At 54.9% G+C, this 25,177-nt stretch carries 19 protein-coding genes, 2 tRNA genes and 2 rRNA genes; 10 read left to right on the plus strand and 13 right to left on the minus strand.

The genetic code is table 11. The annotated features are described in order from the left end of the window. The 5 genes from RZ35_RS12295 to murI form a co-directional block, all read right to left on the minus strand. Positions 1-2,166 (minus strand): 23S ribosomal RNA (locus tag RZ35_RS12295); the annotation flags it as partial. 196 nt (positions 2,167-2,362) lie between these two features. Continuing rightward, positions 2,363-2,438 (minus strand) — tRNA-Ala (locus tag RZ35_RS12300). A gap of 127 nt (positions 2,439-2,565) precedes the next feature. Further along, a tRNA-Ile gene (locus tag RZ35_RS12305) sits at positions 2,566-2,642 on the minus strand. Between the two features lie 72 nt (positions 2,643-2,714). Then, a 16S ribosomal RNA gene (locus RZ35_RS12310) occupies positions 2,715-4,256 on the minus strand. A 348-nt stretch (positions 4,257-4,604) separates the two neighbouring features. Beyond that, the gene (gene murI, locus RZ35_RS12315) at positions 4,605-5,474 is read right to left on the minus strand and encodes a glutamate racemase (protein WP_026743584.1); all 870 of its coding nucleotides are present in this window, start codon (positions 5,472-5,474) and stop codon (positions 4,605-4,607) included. Between the two features lie 190 nt (positions 5,475-5,664). Here murI and trmA point away from each other — a divergent pair, with 190 nt between their 5' ends. Further along, entirely contained in the window at positions 5,665-6,768 is a 1,104-nt protein-coding gene (gene trmA, locus RZ35_RS12320; protein WP_026743585.1) for a tRNA (uridine(54)-C5)-methyltransferase TrmA, read from the plus strand. Between the two features lie 57 nt (positions 6,769-6,825). Here trmA and RZ35_RS12325 read toward each other — a convergent pair whose 3' ends face one another. The 6 genes from RZ35_RS12325 to metB form a co-directional block, all read right to left on the minus strand. Beyond that, positions 6,826-7,179, minus strand: coding sequence for a YijD family membrane protein (locus tag RZ35_RS12325; protein WP_026743586.1), 354 nt, complete (start codon positions 7,177-7,179; stop codon positions 6,826-6,828). A gap of 25 nt (positions 7,180-7,204) precedes the next feature. Continuing rightward, positions 7,205-7,849 carry an HTH-type transcriptional repressor FabR gene (gene fabR / locus RZ35_RS12330; RefSeq protein WP_036153363.1) on the minus strand — a complete coding sequence of 215 codons (645 nt, stop codon included), beginning with the start codon at positions 7,847-7,849 and terminating at the stop codon, positions 7,205-7,207. A 375-nt stretch (positions 7,850-8,224) separates the two neighbouring features. Then, a complete protein-coding gene (gene oxyR, locus RZ35_RS12335) occupies positions 8,225-9,142 on the minus strand; it encodes a DNA-binding transcriptional regulator OxyR (protein WP_026743588.1) in 918 nt (305 codons plus the stop codon). 477 nt (positions 9,143-9,619) lie between these two features. Then, positions 9,620-10,516: a methylenetetrahydrofolate reductase gene (metF, locus tag RZ35_RS12340; RefSeq protein ID WP_026743589.1), complete on the minus strand. Its 897-nt coding sequence runs from the start codon at positions 10,514-10,516 to the stop codon at positions 9,620-9,622. A 260-nt stretch (positions 10,517-10,776) separates the two neighbouring features. Beyond that, positions 10,777-13,212, minus strand: coding sequence for a bifunctional aspartate kinase/homoserine dehydrogenase II (locus tag RZ35_RS12345; RefSeq protein WP_026743590.1), 2,436 nt, complete (start codon positions 13,210-13,212; stop codon positions 10,777-10,779). A 2-nt stretch (positions 13,213-13,214) separates the two neighbouring features. After that, on the minus strand, positions 13,215-14,375 hold the full coding sequence (gene metB, locus RZ35_RS12350) for a cystathionine gamma-synthase (protein WP_026743591.1): 1,161 nt from the start codon (positions 14,373-14,375) through the stop codon (positions 13,215-13,217). A gap of 183 nt (positions 14,376-14,558) precedes the next feature. On the opposite strand from metB, the gene metJ reads away from it, so the two are divergent. Continuing rightward, positions 14,559-14,876, plus strand: coding sequence for a met regulon transcriptional regulator MetJ (gene metJ, locus RZ35_RS12355; RefSeq protein ID WP_026740895.1), 318 nt, complete (start codon positions 14,559-14,561; stop codon positions 14,874-14,876). 95 nt (positions 14,877-14,971) lie between these two features. On the opposite strand, the gene rpmE is transcribed toward metJ, so the two are convergent. Beyond that, a complete protein-coding gene (rpmE, locus tag RZ35_RS12360) occupies positions 14,972-15,187 on the minus strand; it encodes a 50S ribosomal protein L31 (protein ID WP_026740894.1) in 216 nt (71 codons plus the stop codon). A 274-nt stretch (positions 15,188-15,461) separates the two neighbouring features. Between rpmE and priA the strand changes: the two genes are divergently transcribed. The 7 genes from priA (at position 15,462) to rraA (ending at position 23,433) form a co-directional block, all read left to right on the plus strand. Beyond that, complete coding sequence (gene priA, locus RZ35_RS12365; protein ID WP_026743592.1) at positions 15,462-17,660, plus strand: primosomal protein N'; 2,199 nt, start codon at positions 15,462-15,464, stop codon at positions 17,658-17,660. Between the two features lie 251 nt (positions 17,661-17,911). After that, the gene (gene cytR, locus RZ35_RS12370; protein ID WP_036153381.1) at positions 17,912-18,922 is read left to right on the plus strand and encodes a DNA-binding transcriptional regulator CytR; all 1,011 of its coding nucleotides are present in this window, start codon (positions 17,912-17,914) and stop codon (positions 18,920-18,922) included. A gap of 80 nt (positions 18,923-19,002) precedes the next feature. Next, entirely contained in the window at positions 19,003-19,836 is an 834-nt protein-coding gene (ftsN, locus tag RZ35_RS12375; protein ID WP_071999796.1) for a cell division protein FtsN, read from the plus strand. A gap of 84 nt (positions 19,837-19,920) precedes the next feature. Next, positions 19,921-20,451: an ATP-dependent protease subunit HslV gene (hslV, locus tag RZ35_RS12380; protein WP_026743595.1), complete on the plus strand. Its 531-nt coding sequence runs from the start codon at positions 19,921-19,923 to the stop codon at positions 20,449-20,451. A gap of 9 nt (positions 20,452-20,460) precedes the next feature. After that, positions 20,461-21,792 carry an HslU--HslV peptidase ATPase subunit gene (gene hslU / locus RZ35_RS12385; protein WP_026743596.1) on the plus strand — a complete coding sequence of 444 codons (1,332 nt, stop codon included), beginning with the start codon at positions 20,461-20,463 and terminating at the stop codon, positions 21,790-21,792. Positions 21,793-21,900: 108 nt separating this feature from the next. After that, positions 21,901-22,818 (plus strand): 1,4-dihydroxy-2-naphthoate polyprenyltransferase, encoded by a 918-nt coding sequence (locus RZ35_RS12390; protein ID WP_026743597.1) that lies wholly within the window; start codon positions 21,901-21,903, stop codon positions 22,816-22,818. A 129-nt stretch (positions 22,819-22,947) separates the two neighbouring features. Then, on the plus strand, positions 22,948-23,433 hold the full coding sequence (gene rraA, locus RZ35_RS12395; protein ID WP_026743598.1) for a ribonuclease E activity regulator RraA: 486 nt from the start codon (positions 22,948-22,950) through the stop codon (positions 23,431-23,433). 54 nt (positions 23,434-23,487) lie between these two features. Here the strand turns inward: rraA and zapB are convergent, their stop codons facing one another. Further along, positions 23,488-23,730 carry a septal ring assembly protein ZapB gene (gene zapB / locus RZ35_RS12400; protein WP_026740886.1) on the minus strand — a complete coding sequence of 81 codons (243 nt, stop codon included), beginning with the start codon at positions 23,728-23,730 and terminating at the stop codon, positions 23,488-23,490. A 585-nt stretch (positions 23,731-24,315) separates the two neighbouring features. Between zapB and RZ35_RS12405 the strand changes: the two genes are divergently transcribed. Next, entirely contained in the window at positions 24,316-25,170 is an 855-nt protein-coding gene (locus tag RZ35_RS12405; RefSeq protein WP_026743599.1) for an MIP/aquaporin family protein, read from the plus strand. Positions 25,171-25,177: the final 7 nt, after the last annotated feature.

Raw genomic sequence — 25,177 nt, forward strand, 5'->3', positions numbered from 1 at the left:
GGCTCCATGCAGACTGGCGTCCACACTTCAAAGCCTCCCACCTATCCTACACATCAAGGCTCAAGGTTCAGTGTCAAGCTATAGTAAAGGTTCACGGGGTCTTTCCGTCTTGCCGCGGGTACACTGCATCTTCACAGCGAGTTCAATTTCACTGAGTCTCGGGTGGAGACAGCCTGGCCATCATTATGCCATTCGTGCAGGTCGGAACTTACCCGACAAGGAATTTCGCTACCTTAGGACCGTTATAGTTACGGCCGCNGNTTACCGGGGCTTCGATCAAGAGCTTCGCCTTGCGGCTGACCCCATCAATTAACCTTCCGGCACCGGGCAGGCGTCACACCGTATACGGCCACTTTCGTGTTTGCACAGTGCTGTGTTTTTATTAAACAGTTGCAGCCAGCTGGTATCTGCGACTGGTATCAGCTCCGGGAGCAAGTCCCTTCACCAACGCCAGCGTGCCTTCTCCCGAAGNTACGGCACCATTTTGCCTAGTTCCTTCACCCGAGTTCTCTCAAGCGCCTTGGTATTCTCTACCTGACCACCTGTGTCGGTTTGGGGTACGATTTCGTGTTACCTGGAGCTTAGAGGCTTTTCCTGGAAGCTTGGCATCGGTCACTTCATCACCGTAGTGACTCGTCATCACGCCTCAGTGTTAATGATGTTCCGGATTTACCAAAAACATCCACCTACACGCTTAAACCGGGACAACCGTCGCCCGGATAACCTAGCCTTCTCCGTCCCCCCTTCGCAGTAACACCAAGTACAGGAATATTAACCTGTTTCCCATCGACTACGCCTTTCGGCCTCGCCTTAGGGGTCGACTCACCCTGCCCCGATTAACGTTGGACAGGAACCCTTGGTCTTCCGGCGTGCGGGTTTTTCACCCGCATTATCGTTACTTATGTCAGCATTCGCACTTCTGATACCTCCAGCAACCCTCACAGGTCACCTTCGCAGGCTTACAGAACGCTCCCCTNCCCAACAACACCTAAGTNTCGCTGCCGCAGCTTCGGTGCATGGTTTAGCCCCGTTACATCTTCCGCGCGGGCCGACTCGACCAGTGAGCTATTACGCTTTCTTTAAATGATGGCTGCTTCTAAGCCAACATCCTGGCTGTCTGGGCCTTCCCACATCGTTTCCCACTTANCCATGACTTTGGGACCTTAGCTGGCGGTCTGGGTTGTTTCCCTCTTCACGACGGACGTTAGCACCCGCCGTGTGTCTCCCGTGATAACATTCTTCGGTATTCGCAGTTTGCATCGAGTTGGTAAGCCGGGATGGCCCCCTAGTCGAAACAGTGCTCTACCCCCGAAGATGAGTTCACGAGGCGCTACCTAAATAGCTTTCGGGGAGAACCAGCTATCTCCCGGTTTGATTGGCCTTTCACCCCCAGCCACAAGTCATCCGCTAATTTTTCAACATTAGTCGGTTCGGTCCTCCAGTTAGTGTTACCCAACCTTCAACCTGCCCATGGCTAGATCACCGGGTTTCGGGTCTATACCCTGCAACTTAACGCCCAGTTAAGACTCGGTTTCCCTGCGGCTCCCCTATTCGGTTAACCTTGCTACAGAATATAAGTCGCTGACCCATTATACAAAAGGTACGCAGTCACCCTGATTAATCAAGGCTCCCACTGCTTGTACGTACACGGTTTCAGGTTCTATTTCACTCCCCTCGCCGGGGTTCTTTTCGCCTTTCCCTCACGGTACTGGTTCACTATCGGTCAGTCAGGAGTATTTAGCCTTGGAGGATGGTCCCCCCATATTCAGACAGGATAACACGTGTCCCGCCCTACTCATCGAACTCACAATCCATGCCTCTTCGTGTACGGGACTATCACCCTCTGTCGTGCGACTTTCCAGACGCTTCCACTAAGACACAAACTGATTCAGGTTCTGGGCTCCTCCCCGTTCGCTCGCCGCTACTAGGGGAATCTCGGTTGATTTCTTTTCCTCGGGGTACTGAGATGTTTCAGTTCCCCCGGTTCGCCTCGCAACACTATGTATTCATGTTGCGATAGTGCAACGGATTGCACTGGGTTTCCCCATTCGGGTATCGTCGGGTATAACGGTTCATATCACCTTGCCGACGCTTTTCGCAGATTAGCACGCCCTTCATCGCCTCTGACTGCCTAGGCATCCACCGTGTACGCTTAGTCACTTAACCTCACAACCCGAAGGTGTTTCGTAAAACACTTCGCGCTGCGATTATTTGAGAGACTCTGATACAACAAAATCACATCTCAATACTGCACGGAGAGATATGTTCAGCTGTATCGTTTCAAATTTCAGCTTGTTCCAGATTGTTAAAGAGCAAAATACTTCACAGCATACTGTCGCCAATACGCTCTGAAGTCTTTGTATGGTGGAGCTATGCGGGATCGAACCGCAGACCTCCTGCGTGCAAAGCAGGCGCTCTCCCAGCTGAGCTATAGCCCCAAACGTCACTTACAGTTNCCTTTAGATACCACTCATGGAAGAGTTAATTTTTTCTTAGGCAAGGCATGCGAGGGCGACTTTTACTCTTGTAAACAAGCCTGAGCATAACGCAGCATAAGAGAAAATTTGGTAGGCCTGAGTGGACTTGAACCACCGACCTCACCCTTATCAGGGGTGCGCTCTAACCACCTGAGCTACAAGCCTATAAAGGTATTTCTGCTCGTTCTTCTTTCATCAGACAATCTGTGTGAGCACTTCACTAGCACTTCACTTTGGTAAGGAGGTGATCCAACCGCAGGTTCCCCTACGGTTACCTTGTTACGACTTCACCCCAGTCATGAATCACAAAGTGGTAAGCGCCCTCCCGAAGGTTAAGCTACCTACTTCTTTTGCAACCCACTCCCATGGTGTGACGGGCGGTGTGTACAAGGCCCGGGAACGTATTCACCGTAGCATTCTGATCTACGATTACTAGCGATTCCGACTTCATGGAGTCGAGTTGCAGACTCCAATCCGGACTACGACGCACTTTATGAGGTCCGCTCACTCTCGCAAGTTCGCTTCTCTTTGTATGCGCCATTGTAGCACGTGTGTAGCCCTACTCGTAAGGGCCATGATGACTTGACGTCATCCCCACCTTCCTCCGGTTTATCACCGGCAGTCTCCTTTGAGTTCCCGACCGAATCGCTGGCAACAAAGGATAAGGGTTGCGCTCGTTGCGGGACTTAACCCAACATTTCACAACACGAGCTGACGACAGCCATGCAGCACCTGTCTCAGAGTTCCCGAAGGCACCAAGGCATCTCTGCCAAGTTCTCTGGATGTCAAGAGTAGGTAAGGTTCTTCGCGTTGCATCGAATTAAACCACATGCTCCACCGCTTGTGCGGGCCCCCGTCAATTCATTTGAGNTTTAACCTTGCGGCCGTACTCCCCAGGCGGTCGACTTAACGCGTTAGCTCCGGAAGCCACAGTTCAAGACCGCAACCTCCAAGTCGACATCGTTTACAGCGTGGACTACCAGGGTATCTAATCCTGTTTGCTCCCCACGCTTTCGCACCTGAGCGTCAGTCTTTGTCCAGGGGGCCGCCTTCGCCACCGGTATTCCTCCAGATCTCTACGCATTTCACCGCTACACCTGGAATTCTACCCCCCTCTACAAGACTCTAGCCTGCCAGTTTCAAATGCAGTTCCCAAGTTAAGCTCGGGGATTTCACATCTGACTTAACAAACCGCCTGCGTGCGCTTTACGCCCAGTCATTCCGATTAACGCTTGCACCCTCCGTATTACCGCGGCTGCTGGCACGGAGTTAGCCGGTGCTTCTTCTGCGGGTAACGTCAATCAGCGAACGTATTAAGTTCACTGCCTTCCTCCCCGCTGAAAGTACTTTACAACCCGAAGGCCTTCTTCATACACGCGGCATGGCTGCATCAGGGTTTCCCCCATTGTGCAATATTCCCCACTGCTGCCTCCCGTAGGAGTCTGGACCGTGTCTCAGTTCCAGTGTGGCTGGTCATCCTCTCAGACCAGCTAGAGATCGTCGCCTAGGTGGGCCTTTACCCCGCCTACTAGCTAATCCCATCTGGGTTCATCCGATGGTGTGAGGCCCGAAGGTCCCCCACTTTGGTCTTGCGACGTTATGCGGTATTAGCTACCGTTTCCAGTAGTTATCCCCCTCCATCGGGCAGATCCCCAGACATTACTCACCCGTCCGCCGCTCGCCGGCAAGGAAGNAAGCTTCCTTCCGCTGCCGCTCGACTTGCATNNGTTAGGCCTGCCGCCAGCGTTCAATCTGAGCCATGATCAAACTCTTCAATTAAAAGCTTGATTTNCTAAGTTAATAGCGATGCTCAAAGAATTTACTGTTCATTCGTAATGAATTAACTGTTGTTCACTCTTCAAGACTTTTTCGTATCTGATTGCGATAGTGTCTTGTGAGTGCCCACACAGATTGTCTGATTAAATTGTTAAAGAGCAGCGCCACTTTTAGTGGCCGCGGGCCGCATATACTATGCATTTCCGCTCGAAAGTCAAGACTTATCAGCTTGATATTCTTTTATTCTCGACAACGTTATGTTGCTGTTGCCGGGTCAGTGGGAGCGCATTATAGGGAGTTATTTCGGGCTGACAAGCGCTAAATACAAAAACATTTCCAACCGTTCATAATTCACTCAAAAACCGGATAGAGTGGCAATTTTTCCAGCGAATCGAAGCCAAAGCGAGCTAATACGGGCTGGAGCATAACAACCTGTGGCGTAATGTTGAGGCAAAAGGCTATATTTTTCCGAATAGACAGCGCAGGCTTTTCCATATGTTCAATCAGCCACAACGCTCTTCGCGCAATCGCAGCCCCGGAATCCACCAGTCGAGTCCCATCCGGCAAGACCTCTTTTAGCTCTTCTTTTAGTAAAGGAAAGTGGGTGCATCCCAGCACGACCGTATCTGGCGGNTCTGACAATTTGAGCCATGGNTTTAAGATGCGCCGTAATTCTTCGGTTGAGACACTCTCTCCTCGCAGCTTGGCTTCCCCTAAGTCCACCAGCTCCGATGATCCCAACATTAGAATTCTGCAGTCATTAGCAAAACGTGCAATGAGTTCTTGCGTATAAGTGCGCTGCACCGTGCCCCGGGTCGCAAGCAACCCGACCACGCCGTTACGAGTGAGCTTTGCCGCCGGCTTGACGGCAGGCACGACCCCCACAACAGGAAAGGAGAAGCGCGCACGCAGGGCAGGAAGGGAAATGGTACTCGCAGTATTACAGGCAACGATAACCATAGAAAGTGGGTACCGCTGCTGGACCGCTTCGACAATGGCGAGAACCCGCTGAATCACAAATTCTTCAGGTTTCTCGCCATAGGGGAATGCTTCGTTATCGAACGCGTAGATATAGTGCAAATCCGGTAGCAACTTATACACTTCATCGTAAACCGACAAACCGCCCACGCCGGAATCAAGGATAAGTACGGTAGGACGCCCAGAAACCGAAGGAACTGCTTCCGGCGAGACCTGATTCTCACTCTGCCAATCGGTAGCCATACTCTCCTCTTCACATAATGAACAGACCGCGATTTTACCATGAACCATGGTTGTTCGTGAGGCGGTAATCTATCCCCAGGGCACATCGCGACAAACAGGCCGTCTCCCTATGACAAGGTTGGATATCCCTTCTGAATCCCCTACAATCGCCGCCAATAAAGTCATCCCGAAGCTGTTAAACGAGAACACTATGACGCCAGAAATCTTGCCCATCGAAAACTACGACGCTCAGCTAGAAGAAAAATGCACACGTCTAGAGGCGATGATGGCACCATTTTCCGCTCCAAAACCCGCGGTATTCCGTTCTCCGGTTAGCCATTACCGGATGCGGGCTGAGTTCCGCGTTTGGCATGAAGGTGACGACCTTTACCACATCATGTTTGATCAGCAGACAAAACAGCGCATTCGGGTCGACAAATTTCCCGCAGCCAGCGAACTGATTAACGCCCTAATGCCGCTATTGCTATCTGCTATTCGCCCCCAGCCAGTGTTACGCCGCAAGCTATTCCAGATTGATTACCTTTCCACGGTGAGCGGAGAGATCGTAGTCTCGCTGCTTTATCACCGGCCGTTGGATGAAGAGTGGCAGCAACAGGCTTGNGAANTGCGCGACCAACTGCGTGCCCAGGGATTNAATCTGCAACTGATAGGACGAGCGACGAAAACTAAAATCTGTCTCGATCGGGATTATGTTGATGAAGTGCTGCCGGTTGCCGGCAAAGACATTATCTATCGCCAGGTGGAGAACAGTTTCACCCAGCCCAACGCCGCGATGAACGTACAGATGCTGGAGTGGGCGCTAAACGTAACGGCCGATTCGAAAGGGGACTTGCTGGAGCTTTACTGCGGCAATGGCAACTTCTCGTTAGCGCTGGCGCGTAACTTCGACAACGTATTGGCGACCGAGATAGCCAAACCATCAGTAGCTGCCGCGCAATACAACATTGCGGCTAACCAGATTGATAATGTGCAGATTATTCGCATGGCGGCAGAAGAATTCACCCAGGCCATGCGCGGAGTTCGCCAGTTCAATCGGCTCAAGGGTATCGATCTTAGCAGCTATCACTGCGAAACCATTTTTGTCGACCCGCCGCGCAGTGGTTTGGATGAGGATACGGTACGTCTGGTCCAGGAATATCCACGCATTATGTACATATCATGCAACCCGGAAACCTTATGCGCTAATCTGGAAACCCTGAGCCGGACACACAAAATCAGTCAACTCGCGCTGTTCGATCAATTCCCTTACACCCATCACATGGAGTGCGGCGTTTTACTGGAAAAGTTAGCCTAACGCATCCGTCAGCCGGTCCTTCCGGCTGACGGCTCGCACATCAAGAGGCACTCNGTCTTAGGATGACTGACGGCTACGCAGCTTGATGACCAGCCACAAAGCCAGTACCACGCAGAGGATCGATGGCACAAAATCGGAGCCGATTTGGGGATACTTCGCCCGAATAATCGCACTGTAGAGCAGGAGACCGAACAGGAAGCAGCCTGCAACCAACTTCGGCATCCCAAACGACATATCCAGGCGCCGATAGCGTTGGCGTAGGCAGTAAACCGACAGCGCCAACGCGATGAGCGGAAAAATGGAAAACGGAACAAACGCGCTAAACAAAGCAGCGAACGTGCCATTGACGGACAAACCGGCAATCATCGACAGCACCAACGTCCCTTTCTCTGCATTTTTCTGTTTTGCCATGATGTTCCTCAGCGACTATAAAAGACTACGGCGTAGTAAACCCCTTNCTCAGTTCTCTTCGATACCAGTAATACGCGCCTTTCGCAATCATCCGCAGTTGTAGCACCAGCCGTTCTTCCAATTGGCTCCGTTGTTCCGCGCCGATGTCCAGCGCTTCCGCTCCCGCGCTGAAAACAATCGTCACCATCGCTTCCGACTGCGCCTCGGCAAAACTGCGTGGGATATGATTTTCGACTTCAAGATAATCCGCCAGTTCGGCAATAAAATGCTGAATTTCCCGAACAACGGCAGCACGAAATGCAGCGGAAGTACCGGAGCGCTCACGCAGCAGAAGGCGAAATGCATTCGGATTGTTGCCAATGAATTCCATAAACGTGGATACCGACGTCCTGATAACGCTGCCGCCGCTCTTGACGATACGCTGGCGAGCCTGCCGCATCAGTTGGCGGAGCATCAGTCCGCTCTCATCCACCATCGTCAGACCGAGTTCGTCAACATCACGGAAATGACGATAGAAAGAGGTGGGAGCTATTCCTGCCTCGCGGGCAACCTCACGCAGGCTTAGGCTGGCAAAACTGCGCTCGGCGCTGAGTTGGCTGAATGCAGCTTCAATAAGGGAACGACGCGTCCGTTCTTTTTGTTGTGCTCTAACACCCGTAGTCTTACTCAAAGTGATTTGCTCTCCTTACTTAGAGAGTCACTATAACAAACTTTGCTCACGACAAAGTGCGTCAAAGTTTGTCCGTATAAAAAGTGATAATAGCGCTTTCTTCAGATAATCGTGGTTGGCGATCAAAATGCCATTGTCAGCAATCAAGCGAGAGATTAATGCTAGTAGACCGACAAAGTCAGCAGGATCGCGACCTTTTATGACTTAACATATACGGAGATGACAAGGCGTTAACGCCTCGCATGCTCAGTCATTTCTGAAGCGCCGTGTGATGTTGCACCTACTCTGGCGCGAACCTCGACCCGCAAGAATTTCGCGCCGCATAGACGGCGACGGCGCTTGTTGAAGCGACGCCAACCTATCCGAAACTGAGCACTAAATTTCCTGCTTAGCCTGATTGTCCAAATACAGCTGCATGTGCTCGCGAATGGTATCGGCCAACTGCTCATATCGGGCACGCAGCGGTGAACCCGGGCGATAAACCAGTGCGACCGTGCGCTTCGGCTCCGGTTTGTAGCACTGTAGGTAAGACACACCGTCACGCGTTCTTTCTTTCGGAACCGACAAGGAAGGCAAGAGCGTAATTCCGCTACCGGCCGCCACCATATTTCTCAGCGTCTCTAGGCTTGTCGCCCGAAAATGCGTGTCTTCATCCGCCCCGGCCTGGAAGCAGAACCCCATCGCCTGGTCGCGAAGACAGTGGCCGTCCTCCAGCATCAGCAGTTTCTCTCCGGACAGGTCCGACATTGCGACCCGCTCACGGTTGGCCCAGGGATGATCCTGATAAATCGCTAGCTTCATCGGTTCGTCGAATAGCGGCACTTCGATAAAGGCTTCCGACTCTTTCACCATCGCGAGGATGGCGCAGTCCAGCTTGCCGCTATCCAGCTGAGCAAGCAATTGATGGGTCTGCGCTTCGTGCAAATACATTTCCAATTTGGGAAACGTTTTGTGTAGCATAGGAATGATATGAGGAAGGAGATAAGGGCCGACGGTCGGAATCAGTCCGATATGCAGCGGACCAGACATGCTTTCACCCTGCTGGCTGGCCATCTCTTTCAGCACTTTGACTTCGCGCAGCACCGTTCGAGCCTGTTCGACCAACAGCAAACCTGCCTGTGTAAACAGCACTTTGCGGCTCGTGCGCTCCAGCAACATCACGCCCAGCTCGTCTTCGAGCTTGCGAATCTGCCCGCTTAGCGTAGGTTGGCTAACGTGGCAAGAATCAGCGGCTCGGCGGAAATGCCGGTGCTCCGCTAACGCCACAAGATATTCTAAATCCCGGATGTTCATGCCTTCATTCCCCTTAAACACGATAGCCCATAACGATAGATAGAATAGCAATGAACGATTAGCCCTATCAACCTTTGTAGGCAATAATACTTCCAAGTTAAGCAGGCAGCTCTTTTTTATACACCTCATTCGATACCAAATATGAGGGTGAACTTACTCAACGCCTACACCAGGGCAGAGAAGCTACAACCGGATTGTGGCATTCAGGATCAGTAAACCTCTGGCAGGCCGGGGCTAACCATGCGGGCTACCGGCACCGGATGTGAACTAACGGTACAGAATCATGCCGATATCATCCTGACAAGCATACAAGNAAAAAGAAAGCCAACGATACTTTAGCGGGCCTCTGGCCCGCTTTTTTTTTGACTATCGACTAGCGCAATCTGCTTTATTCAAAAGGAGCAGGAAGGTATCACCGTCTGTGGACAATGCCGATAAGAGATGCGTCGCGCCGTTGCACGATGGCGCGNTCGACATTCAGGCCGCAATGGCGGGACGAACGCCCAGCGTATGGCAAATTGCATAGCTCAGCTCAGCCCGGTTCAGGGTATAGAAATGGAAATCTTTTACGCCCTCGCGTCGAAGGATTTTCACCATATCCATCGCAATGGACGCGCCCACCATCTTGCGCGTTTCCGGATCGTGATCCAATCCGTCGAACATGGCCGTCATCCAGTTGGGCACACGTACATTCGTCATCGTGGCAAACCGCTGCAGCTGTCGAAAGTTGGACACCGGTAAGATGCCTGGCACAATTTCTACGTCGATCCCCGTGGAGACACAGCGGTCGCGAAATCGCAGATAGCTTTCCACGTCGAAAAAGAACTGGGTGATTGCGCGATTAGCGCCAGCGTCGACTTTTCGTTTCAAATTAATCAAATCTGCCTGGGCGCTTTTGGCCTCGGGATGCACTTCGGGATAGGCTGCCACAGAAATGTCGAAGTCGCCGNCTTCCTTCAGCAATGTCACCAAATCCGCCGCGTAAAGCTCCGGTTTGCCGCCTTCAGGGGGAAGATCGCCCCGCAGCGCTACGATGTGACGGATACCACTCTGCCAATAATCCTGCGCGATGGCTTTCAGTTCATCACGACTTGCGTCAATGCAGGTCAGATGTGGTGCGGCATCGACGCCGATACGTTCCTTGATAGCTTTGATGATGCTATGCGTACGATCGCGCTCGCCGGAGTTGGCGCCGTAAGTCACCGACACGAACTTAGGTTTCAGGCTGCTTAAACGGTCAATTGAACTCCACAGCGTCTCTTCCATCTCACTGGTGCGAGGGGGGAAAAATTCGAAAGAAACATTAATGTGCCCCTGCAATTCCGCCAGGCTCTGATTCAGCGCCTCCTGATGATTCGCGTGGAAAAAACTCATATCCTTACCTCAATTAGCCGTTGTCATTGCCACCATGCAAACGTCTATACGTTTAGACGTCTATATAAAAATGGCCGAATCGGTATGAGGAGTCAACGCTTTGGGAGCTGATGTTTATTCATGCAATATGAGCAGGATTCATGTTGTTTTTATATCGACACAATACGTTGATTTTATAAATAAAAAACCCGAAGCAGCATGCTTCGGGCTGAGTTGGAACGAGGCGATGTTTCGCGATAGTATCGCCTATATCTTCACGATCAGAGGAGTTGCGCCAGCCGGTTAAGATCGGATTGGATAGCCCCGGAGGTGACATCACGACCGGCACCCGGCCCCCGGATCACCAGCGGATTATCACGATACCAGCGGCTTTCGATGGCGAAGACATTGTCGCACGGCAGCAATGCGGCCAGAGGATGATCCGGGCGGACGGCCTCGACCCCGACGCGCGCCTTACCGCTGGCGTCGAAGCGTGCCACATAGCGCAGCACCAATCCCATTTCATTGGCGGCTTCCAGCCGCTGGAGCATTTGGTCATTCAGTGACTCGCCATCCTCGAAGAACTGATCGACGGAACCCTGTTCACAACCTGCGGGCACCAGCGACTCGACACGGACCTGAGNCGGTTCGATCTCATGGCCGGCTTCGCGCGCCAGTATCACGAGCTTACGCATCACGTCCTGACCCGACAGATCGTCGCGCGGGTCCGGTTCGGTCAAGCCCTGCTGCCATGCCTGATCCACCAGTTCGGTGAACGGCACCGTGCCGTCGAACTGCAGGAATAGCCAGGACAGCGTGCCGGAAAAGATACCGCTGATAGCCAGAATACTGTCCCCGCTTTCACACAGGTCGCGGACCGCATAGTTTACCGGCAGTCCGGCGCCAACGGTGGCGTTATATAACCAGTGGCCGCCAGTTTTCGCGAACGCATCGCGAATTTGACGATAATTATCGCCGCCAGAAGCCCCCGCCTGTTTATTCGCGCTGATGACATGAAAACCGTAGCTGGCGAAATCCAGATAAAGATCGGCTACCGCGCCGCTGGCGGTCACATCCAACACGACCAAATCATCATAAGGATGAGCGCGCATCCACAAGAACAGCTCGTCTTCATCACGTTCCTGCGCTTCGTCGTCGAAATACGCCAGCACACGCCCCGCATCCAGGCCATCGTGATTAAGCAAGCTACGGCGGCTGTCGACAACGCCAGCCAGAACAAATTCAAAACCGGTACGTGCGGAAAGATGAGNCTGCTCGCGCGCGAACAGCTCCAGCCAGCGGGAACCAATGTTTCCTTTACCGAACAGCACCAATCCGATGCGTTTCTCGGCTCGGAACAGAGAGTGGTGCAGACCACGGACCAGATGTTCAGTCGGTCCGACGCGCAGCACCGCCGCCAGACTGATGCTATCGTCCGATTCACAGACGAATTCGACCGGCTGGTCTTTCAACTGCTGATAGAAGCGGTGGCTATGAAGCGGGTTATTGCCGACGCCAGCCCCCACTACCGCGACGATCGCCAGACCTTCGCGCAGTTGGAGTCGGATCGGCAGCGCCGACTGTTCCAGCAGCGACCAGGCGCTGTCGACCACTTCCGAGGTATAGCAAAACTGCAGCAAGTTACGGTCAGGGTGGATGCCCGTCGCCAAGGCTTTGATCTGCGCGCGCTGAAGCAGCTGTCCGGCGTCTTGCTGCACACGTTGAAAATCATGTCCATCGCGCACCGTCACCTCAATCAGACAAACATCATCGTGACTGGTTACGATTTTGGCGCCGGTCCCGGAGGCCAGTACCCGCTCAATACGCGTCGACCCTTGCTCGGGTTGATAACTGCACCGCAGCTCAAGATTGATATCGCTACCGGATACCGGCTGTAAGGTGCGGGTATGCAGGACCGGAGCGGCCAAACGCGCCAGCTCGCTGGCCTCGTCCAGCCTCAGCAGCGGCAGCAGGCAGGCATCTTTGACTTTGCGCGGGTCCGCACTGAACACTCCGGCAACGTCACTCCAGATCGTCACGCGCTCTACGTCCGCCAGCGCGCCAATCTGCGTGGCCGAGTAGTCGCTGCCGTTCCTTCCCAGCAAGACCGTTTCGCCCGCTTCGTTGCGACTGATAAAACCGGTGATCACCAGGCGCTGATTGGCGTGCTGTGTGAGCTGCTGCTGCAACAGCGGCCAGGAGCGGCCTTCATCAACCTGCGGCAACGCAGAGCGCTCGGCGCAGAGAAACGTGCGCGCATCCAACCAGGAGGCGTCGATGTCTAATTGATTGAGTAAGGCGGCCATCAGCCGGGCAGACCAGATTTCGCCATGCCCGACGACCTCGGCGTACACCGCTTCGGTGATTTTTCCGTCGAGCAGCGCCGCCAGACGCTCAAGGTCATGAATAAACGCTGAAGTCAGCCGCTCTGCTGCGGCCTCCGGCAATAGCCCCGCAATAAGATCGCTTTGATAGCGGCGCAGCACCTGCTGCACCTGATGCGCGGAAATACGGTCGGTTTGACTGAGCTTTAGCCAGCTAATCAGCTGGTTAGTGGTGCCACCCGCCGCCGACACGACCATCAGGTCACCGGGACGGCTGTATTCGGCCATAATACCGGCGACGCGCTGATAGCATTTCACATCAGCCAGACTGCTGCCGCCAAATTTATGCAGTTGCCGGCCAGTGGCGGCACCCGCTATCCCTAAAGCACTCATCGTTACCTCTTTGCTACTGCCTGAAATGCCTGTTTCAAATCGGCGACCAGATCGTCGCCGTCTTCAATGCCGACGGAAACGCGCAGCAGCGTCTCGGATATCCCTGCTGCAGCGCGCGCTTCCGGGGCCATTCCGGCATGAGTCATGGTGGCGGCGTGGGAAATCAGGCTTTCAACGCCCCCCAACGACTCCGCCAGCGTAAATAGCTCCAGCGAGGACAGGAAACGGCGCAACGTCTCTTCATCACCGTCCAGCTCAAAGCTCAGCATAGCCCCAAAACCCGACTGCTGGCGACGCGCGATGTCATGCCCAGCGTTTTCCGGTAAAGAGGGGTGGTACAGTTTTTTCACCAGCGGCTGCTGCTGAAGGAATTCCACAATCTGTAAGGCGTTCTTCTGCGCCGCAGTCATGCGGGGTCCCAACGTCCGCAGACCGCGCAGTAGCAGATAGCTGTCAAACGCCGCGCCGGTCACGCCGATGTTGTTGGCCCACCAGGCCAGTTCGGTCACAAGCTCAGGATCGCGCGCAATAACCGTTCCTGCGACCACATCCGAGTGACCATTAAGATATTTGGTACAGGAGTGCACCACCAAGTCGGCCCCCAAGCTCAACGGATTCTGNAGCGCCGGGCTCAGGAACGTGTTGTCCACCACGCTGACCGCGCCCGCCCCGCGCGCAGCCTGACAGATGGCGGCGATATCCACCACACGCAGCAGCGGATTGCTGGGGCTTTCAACCAGCACCAGACGCGGTTTTTCCGCCAGCGCGGCCTTCAGATCCGCCTCGTTGCCTTGATCGACGAATTTCACCCGGAACGCGCCACGTTGGCTCAGGCTGTCGAACAGACGATAGCTGCCGCCGTAGCAGTCATGGGGAGCCACCAGGAGATCGCCCGGACGCAGGAAAACGGTGCAAACCAACAAGATCGCGGACATACCGCTGTTTGTCATTACCGCTCCCGCCCCGCCTTCCAGCTCGGCAAGCGCACGTTGCACAACGTCGCGTGTCGGATTACCGCGCCGGGAATAGTCGTGTTCACGAGGCTGATTGAAACCGGCGAAGTTATAAGTACTGGAAAGATGAATGGGTGGAACAACGCAACCGTACTGCTCGTCGTTATTCAACCCGCTGCGAACTGAGATAGTGGCCTGTTTGCGCGTCATCGGTGATCCCTGACTGGTAGCTTAATAAAGAGCCCCAAGAGTAAACGCAGTCAACATAGACGTCAATACATCTAGACTTCTAAACTTCTTTGCGTATAGATTGAGCATCCCTATAATAATCGCTAGAATTAAGACAATTTATGACAGTGACTGTCCTCATCACGATAATTTTTAAGGTATCTCATGGCTAAGTGGAATGGCGAATACGTAAGCCCATACGCTGAACACGGCAAGAAAAGTGAACAGGTCAAGAAGATCACAGTTTCCATCCCGTTGAAAGTATTAAAGATTTTAACTGATGAACGCACCCGTCGTCAGGTAAACAACTTGCGTCACGCCACCAACAGCGAATTGCTCTGCGAAGCGTTTCTCCATGCGTTTACCGGCCAACCATTGCCGAATGATGAAGACTTGCGTAAAGAACGCAGCGATGAAATCCCCGAGGCGGCTAAACAGATCATGCGGGAAATGGGTATTAACCCGGATACCTGGGAATACTAAGTGACGCCGTGACCGGTATTCAGAAACGACAAAGGCACCCGAGGGTGCCTTTGTTATGCGCGGAAGAAAATCCGCGGCAAAAACCGTGAAGCAAATTACTTCTTGCTGCCCGGGATGCTGAAACGCTTGTTGAAGCGATCAACACGACCACCGGTGTCAACAACACGCTGTTTGCCAGTGTAGAACGGGTGGCAAGCGGAGCATACGTCCAGGTTCAGGTCGTGACCCGCAGTAGAACGGGTTTTGATGACGTTACCGCAAGAGCAAGATGCAGTAATTTCGCTGTAATTCGGATGGATACCTTCTTTCATGGGAAACCTCTGATTAAGGCCGTGTCGCTATCCAGCCCTATTCCGCCAGACACCACACGAGGTTGAAGTTGAATTCGTTTTATCTTTATACACGCGGTATAAAGGCGGCGAATCATACAGAAATTAACCAGCCGATGCAATCACCCCCACACAGAACCTGCCGCACCATGTACACTATCGCCCGGATGGTTTTCCGCACAATCGCATTGTGTCCGGTTCGACTCGCCATCCATGCTGTATAAAGAGTTTCCCTTACGTTTCGGACGGAGATGCCATGCCTGTCGTTCAGGTTGCCCTGCCCGTGCCACTGGCGCGGACTTTCGATTATCTGCTGCCCTCGGGATCCTTCCCTCCAGCCCCCGGCATGCGGGTACGCGTGCCGTTCGGCAACCGCAGGATGATTGGCATCGTGACCGCCCTCAGCGACAACAGCGCGCTGCCGTTGACCCAACTCAAACCGCTGCAGGAAGTGCTGGATCCGGAGTCATTATTTCCCGCCAGTCTGTGGCGAATCCTGATGTGGGCCGTCGAGTATTACCACTATCCCATCGGCGAAGTGCTGTTTCATGCGCTGCCGACGCTGCTGCGTCAGGGCAAACCCGCGCATACGGCGCCGTTGTGGCAGTGGTTCGCCACCGAACAAGGGCGTGAAACCCCGCTGCCGACGCTAAAGCGCGCGCCCAAACAGCAGCAGGCGCTGGCCGCTTTACTGCAAGGTCCGCTTTATCGCCATCAGGTCAGCGACGCCCAATTGACCGAAGCCGCGCTGCAGGCGTTACGCGCCAAGGGGTTGTGCGACCTAAGGCCGCTGTCGCAAACGCCGCGCGACTGGCGGACGGATTTCAGCGTCAGCGGCGAACGCCTGCGGCTCAATACCGAGCAGGCGACCGCCGTCGGCGCAATACGCAGCGAAGACCAGCATTTTTCCGCCTGGCTGCTGGCGGGCATTACCGGCTCCGGCAAGACAGAAGTCTATCTCAGCGCGTTGGAAAACATCCTGGCGCAGGGAAAACAGGCGCTGGTGCTGGTGCCGGAAATCGGACTCACGCCGCAAACCATCGCTCGCTTCAGAGATAGATTCAACGCGCCGGTAGACGCGCTGCACTCCGGCTTGAACGACAGTGAACGTCTGGCCGTGTGGCTGAGGGCGAAAAACGGGGAAGCCGCCATCGTGATCGGCACACGCTCCGCCCTGTTTACGCCTTTCGCTCGACTGGGCCTGATCGTCATCGATGAAGAGCACGACAACTCGTATAAACAGCAAGAGGGCTGGCGCTATAACGCCCGCGATCTGGCCGTGTTCCGCGCCCGGGAAGAGAATATCCCTATCGTCATGGGTTCCGCGACTCCGGCGCTGGAAACGCTGTATAACGTCCAAATCGGCAAATATCGGCAGTTACGCCTCAGCAAACGCGCCGGTAACGCCCGGCTCGCACAGCAACATATCCTCGACCTGAAAGGACTGCCGCTGAACACCGGTCTCTCGCAACCGCTGATCGCCCGGATACGGCACCACGTTCGGAAAGGAAATCAGGTCATTCTGTTTCTTAATCGACGCGGCTTTGCGCCGGTGGTGATGTGCCATGAATGCGGCTGGATCGCCGAGTGTCCGCGCTGCGACCNCTATTACACGTTGCATCAGCACCAGCAGATGCTGCGTTGTCACCACTGCGACAGCCAACGGCCGGTGCCGCAACAATGCCCAGACTGCGGCTCCACCAATATGATGCCGGTGGGACTCGGTACCGAGCAGCTCGAACAGGCGCTGCCCGCCCTCTTTCCCGACACGCCGATTACCCGTATCGATCGCGACACCACCAGCCGCAAGGGTGCGCTGGAACAACAGTTGGCGCAGGTGCGTCAGGGCGGCGCACGCATTCTGATAGGGACGCAGATGTTGGCCAAAGGCCACCACTTCCCCGATGTGACCTTGGTGGCGTTGCTGGACGTGGACAGCTCTTTGTTTTCCGCCGACTTCCGGGCCGCGGAACGGTTCGCACAGCTTTACACCCAGGTCTCCGGCCGCGCCGGCCGAGCGGGAAAAGCCGGCGAAGTGGTGCTGCAAACCCATCACCCCGAACATCCCCTGTTGCAAACGCTGTTGCAGCAAGGCTACGACGCTTTCGCGGCTCAAACGCTGAAGGAGCGTCAAAGCGTGGCCCTGCCGCCGTTCACCAATCACGTGCTGTTTCGCGCAGACGATCACGATAACCAGCAAGCCAGCCAGTTCCTTCACCAGCTGCGTAATCTGCTGGAAGCCAGCCCGTTGCGCGACGAAAACCTTTGGGTATTAGGCCCGGTGCCCGCTTTGCAGCCCAAACGCGCTGGGCGGTTTCGCTGGCAATTGCTGCTTCAGCACCCCTCCCGCGCCCGGCTACAGCATCTGCTGCGAACATCCCTGAGCCTCGTCGATACCCTGCCGCAGTCGCGTAAAGTCAAATGGGTGTTAGACGTCGACCCGACGGACGGATGACGCTGTCTTCCTGTTGATTACGCTAAGATTTTGCGAACCAACGCGAAAAACGCGCTCTTGGCGCTGTTCAGCGTATGATAAATCCACAACTATAATGCGTGATCTATTAATCCCTGCGCCGCAAGGCGCTATGCTGAACACGGTAAAAGTCTAACTGCGGCATATAGGCGGCCCTGAGTGATAGGACGCAGCAGCGGAAGCTGGCGTGAGGAGAATAAGCGTTGGACAATAAAGGCACGGCTGCTGCAACGATGAAAGATGTGGCGGACAAGGCGGGCGTCTCGACCGCCACGGTATCCCGAGCGCTGATGGATCCGGAAAAGGTCTCTGTCTTGACCCGACAAAAGGTTGAGGAAGCGGCCAAAGCCGTCGGCTATTCACAGTATGCGTCCACCCGCTACGCCCGACGACACGAAACCCGAACGCTTTTGACGATCGTCCCGGATATCAGCGATCCTTTCTTCAGTGAGGTCATCCATGGGATCGAAGAGACCGCGGCGTCTCGGGGTTATCTGGTGTTGATCGGCGACTGCGCCTACCAGCGGCGACAAGACAGGGGGTTGTCCGATCCCAACGTCACCGCTCAGGTGGACGGCATATTACTGCTTGGTTCCGACTTACCGTTCGATGCGTGTAAGGCGGCACGCCGCAATCTGCCGCCGATGGTCATGGCGAATGAATTCGTTCCCACACTGGAAATGCCGACGGTGCATATCGACAACCTCACCGCCGCGTTCGACGCCGTGCACTATCTTCATGAGCTGGGACATCAACGCATCGCCTGTATTGCAGGCCCAGACACCCAGCCTCTCAGCGAGTATCGGCTCCAGGGCTATGTCCAGGCGCTGCGACGGGGCGGTCTGACGGTGGATAACCACTATATCGTGCGAGGGGATTTCAGCTACGACACCGGCATTCGCGGGCTGGGCATGTTGATGTCACATCCAACCCCACCGACCGCGATTTTCTGTCATAGTGATACCATAGCGATGGGAGCGCTGGCGCAAGCTCATAATATGGGTCTGAACGTGCCTCGGGATCTATCGCTCATGGGATTTGATGATATTATCCAGGCCAGCTACTGCTTCCCCCCGCTCTCCACTGTGGCTCAACCCCGCTACGAAATCGGACGTGAGGCAACGCTGCTGCTGCTTGAACAGCTGCAGGGGCATTCCGTAACCCGGAGCTCACGCCTGCTGTCCAGTAAACTGGTCATTCGCGACAGTACCGCTCCGCCGAATTTTGCGTTTCGCCGGCTTTAGGAATCACGGTGCTAGTCAAACATTTTAGGGTTCAGTAACATGACAACCTGTTACTTTTTTTACTTCGTAGTGAAACGATAGTGGCACAAAGAGACTATGTCGGGCGGGGGCGTTCAGGCACACGCCGGAAAAAGACATCCAGCCGGAAAAAAAAGGGTTCCTCAGGCGCATCCAAGACCATGATTGCGCTGGCGGTTGCCGTATTGGTGACCTTCGCGGGCGGGCTGTATTTCATTGCCCATAACAAGCCGCAGGAAATACCGGTACTCCCACATCATGCCGGCGGCAAGGGTAATGGGCTACCGCCTAAACCCGAAGAACGCTGGCGCTACATCAAAGAGCTGGAAAATCGCCAGATTGGCGTGACGACACCGACGGAGCCTTCCGCCGGCGGCGAAGTACGCTCGGCCGGAGAACTCACGGAAGAACAGCGTCAACTGCTGGAACAGATGCAGTCGGACATGCGCCGTCAACCTACCCAGCTGTCCGAAGTGCCGTACAACGATCAGACCCAGGTGCCGCGCTCTCAGGTGTTTATCAAGCCGCAGACGGCAACGCCGGCGCCCGCTGCGCCGCTGACGCAGCAACCGAGTCAGAATGCACCGAAAACGGCTCCCGCGGCNCCAAAAAACACCGCTCCCGCCAACATGGAAACGGCCAAGACTCCGGCGGAAAAACCCGAGAAAGCGCAACGCTGGATGATCCAGTGCGGCTCATTCAAGACGATGGCGCCTGCTGAATCCATCCGGGCGCAACTGGCATTTGCAGGCGTGGAAAGCCGAATTACCAGCAGCGGCGGCTGGAATCGCATCATACTCGGCCCCTACAGCAGCCGCGTCGCAGCGGACAAGATGACCCAAAAACTGAAAGGTATGGGTAACAGCAGCTGTATTCCATTAGCCTCCGGGGGTTGAAAACCCCCACCCCGTCCCCATTTCTAAATTCAACATGCCCCGCACTCTGCGGGGGNCTTTTTCTTCAGTAACGGGGATTAGCTCGTGACAACAATCGTAAGCGTACGCCGCAATGGCCAGGTCGTCATCGGCGGAGATGGTCAAGCCACCTTAGGCAATACCGTCATGAAAGGTAACGTGCGGAAGGTACGCCGTCTTTACAACGACCGTGTCATCGCCGGATTTGCGGGCGGCACCGCCGACGCCTTTACCCTGTTTGAACTGTTCGAACGTAAATTGGAGCTGCACCAGGGACACCTGGTCAAAGCCGCGGTGGAATTAGCCAAAGACTGGCGAACCGACCGCATGCTGCGCCGTCTGGAAGCGCTGCTGGCCGTGGCGGATGAGAACGCCTCGCTGATCATCACCGGCAACGGCGATGTCGTACAGCCGGAAAACGATCTGATCGCTATCGGTTCCGGCGGCCCGTATGCCCAGTCCGCTGCACGCGCCCTGTTGGAAAATACCGACCTGAGCGCCAGAGAAATCGTCGAGAAATCACTCGGTATCGCCGGTGATATCTGCATCTACACCAATCAGTTCCACACGATTGAAGAATTAGCCTCCAAGGCGTAAGGATCTACTATGTCTGAAATGACCCCGCGCGAAATAGTCAGCGAGCTTGACAGCTACATCATCGGCCAGAACAAGGCGAAACGGGCCGTGGCAATCGCCCTGCGCAACCGCTGGCGTCGCATGCAACTGGACGAAGACCTTCGCCACGAGGTTACGCCAAAAAACATTCTGATGATTGGCCCGACCGGTGTAGGTAAAACCGAAATCGCCCGTCGTCTCGCCAAACTGGCCAATGCGCCGTTCATCAAGGTAGAAGCGACCAAGTTCACCGAAGTCGGCTACGTCGGAAAAGAAGTGGACTCCATTATCCGCGATCTGACCGATGCCGCGCTGAAGATGGTGCGCCACCAGTCTCTGGAAAAAAACCGCGTTCGTGCCGAAGAGCTGGCGGAAGAGCGCATTCTGGACGCGCTGATCCCGCCAGCCAAAAACAACTGGGGGCAGTCCGAAGAGAATCAGGAGTCGTCTCCTGCTCGTCAGGCTTTTCGCAAGAAACTGCGCGAAGGCCAGCTGGACGATAAAGAAATCGAGATTGAACTGGCCGCCGCGCCGGTGGGCGTTGAAATTATGGCGCCGCCGGGTATGGAAGAAATGACGAATCAGCTGCAGTCCATGTTCCAGAACCTGGCCGGCCAGAAGCAGAAGACCAGTAAAATCAAAATTAAGGACGCGTTCAAGCAGTTGGTAGAAGAAGAAGCCGCCAAGCTGGTGAACCCGGAAGAGCTGAAACAGCTCGCCATTGAGTCCGTCGAGCAGCACGGCATCGTGTTCATCGACGAGATCGACAAAATCTGTAAACGCGGCGAATCTTCCGGCCCGGACGTTTCCCGTGAAGGCGTACAGCGCGACCTGCTGCCGCTGGTGGAAGGCTGCACCGTATCCACCAAGCACGGCATGGTGAAAACCGACCATATCCTGTTTATCGCCTCCGGCGCCTTCCAGGTCGCCAGCCCGTCTGATCTCATCCCTGAACTGCAGGGTCGTCTACCGATCCGCGTTGAGCTGCAGGCGTTGACCACCGAAGACTTCGAGCGCATCCTCACCGAGCCGAGCGCGTCCCTGACGCAGCAGTACAAAGCGCTGATGGCAACCGAAGGCGTCGACGTAGAGTTCGCGCCGGACGGTATCCGTCGTATCGCGGAAGCGGCGTGGCAGGTCAACGAACGTACCGAAAACATCGGCGCGCGTCGTCTGCACACCGTGCTCGAACGCCTGATCGAGGAAGTCTCCTACAACGCTAGTGAAATGGGCGGTCAGAATGTGACGATTGATGCGGATTACGTCCGTGATCACCTGGATGAATTAGTAGCAGATGAAGATCTAAGCCGATTCATCTTATAATCCGTGCCAGCGGATCGTCCTGACAACACATCAAGTGGGAGGCTATCGCCNCCCACTTGCGTTTTCGGCAACGACGTTGAGCATAATCTCCCTTAAACGAAGCGGATCATGACCTCATTGACACATAGCAGCAAAACTCAGGCCTGGCTCGACAGTTTGCGTCCCAAGACGCTGCCGTTGGCCTTCNCCTCCATCGTGACCGGCTCAGCTATCGCCGGTTTGCAAAGCAGTTTCAAACCCGGAGTCGCTTTGCTCGCTCTGCTGACGGCAGGTTTGCTACAGATTCTTTCCAACTTGGCCAACGACTACGGCGATGCGGTGAAAGGCAGCGATACCGAGACGCGTATCGGGCCGCTGCGTGGTATTCAGACCGGGGCGATTAGCCTGACCGAACTGCGCAACGCTCTCATCGTCACGGTACTACTAACCATCGTCTCCGGCCTTTTTCTCGTTGTACTAGCCTGCGAAAAACCGGTGGATATCGTCGTCTTTCTCGGGTTGGGTCTGATGGCGATTCTGGCCGCCATTACCTATACGGTCGGCAACCGCCCTTACGGCTACATCGGCTTAGGCGATATCTCGGTCCTGATTTTCTTTGGCTGGCTCAGCGTGGCAGGCTCCTATGTCCTGCAAACCGGTCATTTCGACAGCATTGTCATGCTGCCCGCGACCGCTTGCGGCCTCTTGGCCACCGCCGTTCTGAACATCAACAACCTGCGTGATATCGACAACGACCGTTTGAGCGGAAAAAACACGCTGGCCGTCCGTCTCGGCGCGCGCAAAGCCCGCCGTTATCACATGCTGCTGTTGATGGCTGCGCCGCTGTGTCTGGGGCTATTCGCGCTCATTTATCTGCAAAGCCTGGCCGGCTGGCTGTTTATTNTGTCGCTGCCGCTGTTGGTGAAACAGGGGCGCTACGTACTGCGTGAAACCACCGCGTTCAGCATGCGTCCAATGCTCGAAAAAACGGTCAAATGCGCGCTACTGACCAATATTCTGTTCGCTGCGGGCGTGATGCTCAGTTGAGTCTACCGTGTTCGACGCCATCGCTATCCCCTGATTACGGTCACGACGACAGGCGATGATTTTGCTAACCTTTACCAGAAAGGGATATACTCAATTCTACGATCCCTGCGGCAACCAGGCGTTAATCCTATGAAATACGATACTTCCGAACTGTGTGATGTCTATCATGAAGAGGTCAACGTCGTTGAACCTCTCTTCTCCAATTTTGGTGGACGTAGTTCATTTGGTGGTCAAATCACCACGGTGAAATGCTTTGAAGACAACGGACTGCTTTATGAGCTGCTGGAAGAAAACGGCATCGGGCGCGTACTGCTGATCGATGGCGGCGGCTCGGTGCGCCGGGCGCTAATCAATGCCGAACTGGCAAGGTTGGCGACGCAAAATGAGTGGGAAGGTATTGTGGTCTATGGCGCGGNGCGTCAGGTCGACGATTTGGCTGAGCTGGATATCGGCATTCAGGCCATGGCGGCCACGCCGGCTGGCGCTGAGGGCGAAGGCATCGGCGAAACGGATATCCGCGTCAATTTTGGCGGCGTCACCTTCTTCTCCGGCGACCATCTGTATGCCGACAACACCGGTATCATCCTCTCCGAAGACCCGTTGGATCTGGAGTAAGCGGATGAAAAGGGCGTGATCGCGCCCTTTTTCCGTCTTTTTGCTAATACCGTCTTACTGTACTTCTTCCATCTTGCCCAGCAGCGCTTGCAGACGTTCCTGCCATGAGCTCTGAGCTTCCCGCAGTTGTTCGTTCTCGCGCATCAGCGCATCACGATTGCCCGCCACACTCTGAACTTCCTGCGACAGCGCATTATTCTTTTCTTTCAGTTCTTCAATTTCCATCTGCAACAGCGTAATGGTGTCAATCGCCTGCTGAACTTTCGATTCCAGCTTCTCAAACACTTCAAATGACATAACTTCTAACCCCTTTTTCACGCAAGGCATACGCCGTTAACGCTGATTTATTGCGAATTCTCACACCGTACTGGCGTATTCATAGCGTTGGCGCACTAGCCGCAATGCGGACGGCCGGTCTGCGCCGACTCCGTTACGCTCCATGGCGCAACACGCTCGGAAGATTGTAAGTAGCCAGCCGGAAACTGTCTAGCGCCTATCCTCCACAAACATGAGTGTGTCATTTTTTCCCAATCTGAGCTATTGGCAGAAACCGAAAAACCCGCCGGGGAGCGATAAATGTTAATCGTGTAATGAGAATATTTACCCGTTTTCAGCGGCAGCTTGCTTCGNTATCGCGGGAAATAAGCGAATACGCTCATTTATTTGACGCACAACACACATTTCACTAGCGATATTTTTCTCTTTCGCTCATTAACGATAAATTAACATCAAAGGAACATTTGACCTGCACACATCGCTATTCCCTTCACATTGCGTGTCGTGGGCCACGGCACTCTAAAGCGAACCGTGAGAGGTCGAACGCCGCAGGGATCCTATCCTGCATTTACTTATTACGCCCTACGCTAAAAACAGGAAATGTGTATGAGTCAATCACGAATTTCTACATTAAAGGGCCAGTGCCTTGCCGAGTTTCTGGGCACGGGCCTGCTGATTTTTTTCGGCGTTGGCTGCGTCGCCGCCTTGAAGCTGGCCGGCGCAAGCTTTGGACAATGGGAAATCAGCATTATCTGGGGCCTTGGCGTCGCCATGGCTATCTACCTCACGGCCGCGATTTCCGGCGCTCACCTAAACCCCGCAGTGACCATTACGCTCTGGCTGTTCGCCTGCTTTGATGGGCGCAAGGTGGTCCCCTATATCCTTGCGCAAATCGCAGGCGCGTTCTGCGCCGCCGCGCTGGTTTACGCCCTGTACTACAATCTGTTCTACGCGACCGAGCAGGCGCAGGGGATCGTACGCGGCAGCGTGGAAAGCCTGAGCCTGGCCAGTATTTTCTCGACGTATCCCAACCCGTTGCTCTCCGTTCCCCAAGCCTTCCTCGTGGAAACGGTCATCACCGCCATTCTGATGTGCCTGATCTTGGCGCTGACCGATGACGGCAACGGTATTCCGCGCGGGCCGCTGGCCCCGTTACTCATCGGCATCCTCATCGCCGTGATTGGCGCCTCCATGGGACCGCTGACCGGGTTTGCCCTCAATCCCGCACGTGACTTCGGTCCCAAACTGTTTGCCTACCTCGCGGGCTGGGGCAAGGTCGCCTTCAGCGGGGGCCGGGACATTCCCTACTTCCTGGTGCCTATCCTTGGGCCGATTGTCGGTGCCAATTTGGGAGCTTTTGGCTACCGGAAACTGATTGGTCGCAATCTGCCCTGTGATGTCTGCCCCACCGATGACGCCAGCGCAGCGCCTGGCGAAAACCGCAACGTGTCTTCCCGATAAAGGACCA

The sequence above is a fragment of the Lonsdalea quercina subsp. quercina genome (genome assembly GCF_000688655.1).
Classification (GTDB): Bacteria; Pseudomonadota; Gammaproteobacteria; order Enterobacterales; family Enterobacteriaceae; genus Lonsdalea; species Lonsdalea quercina.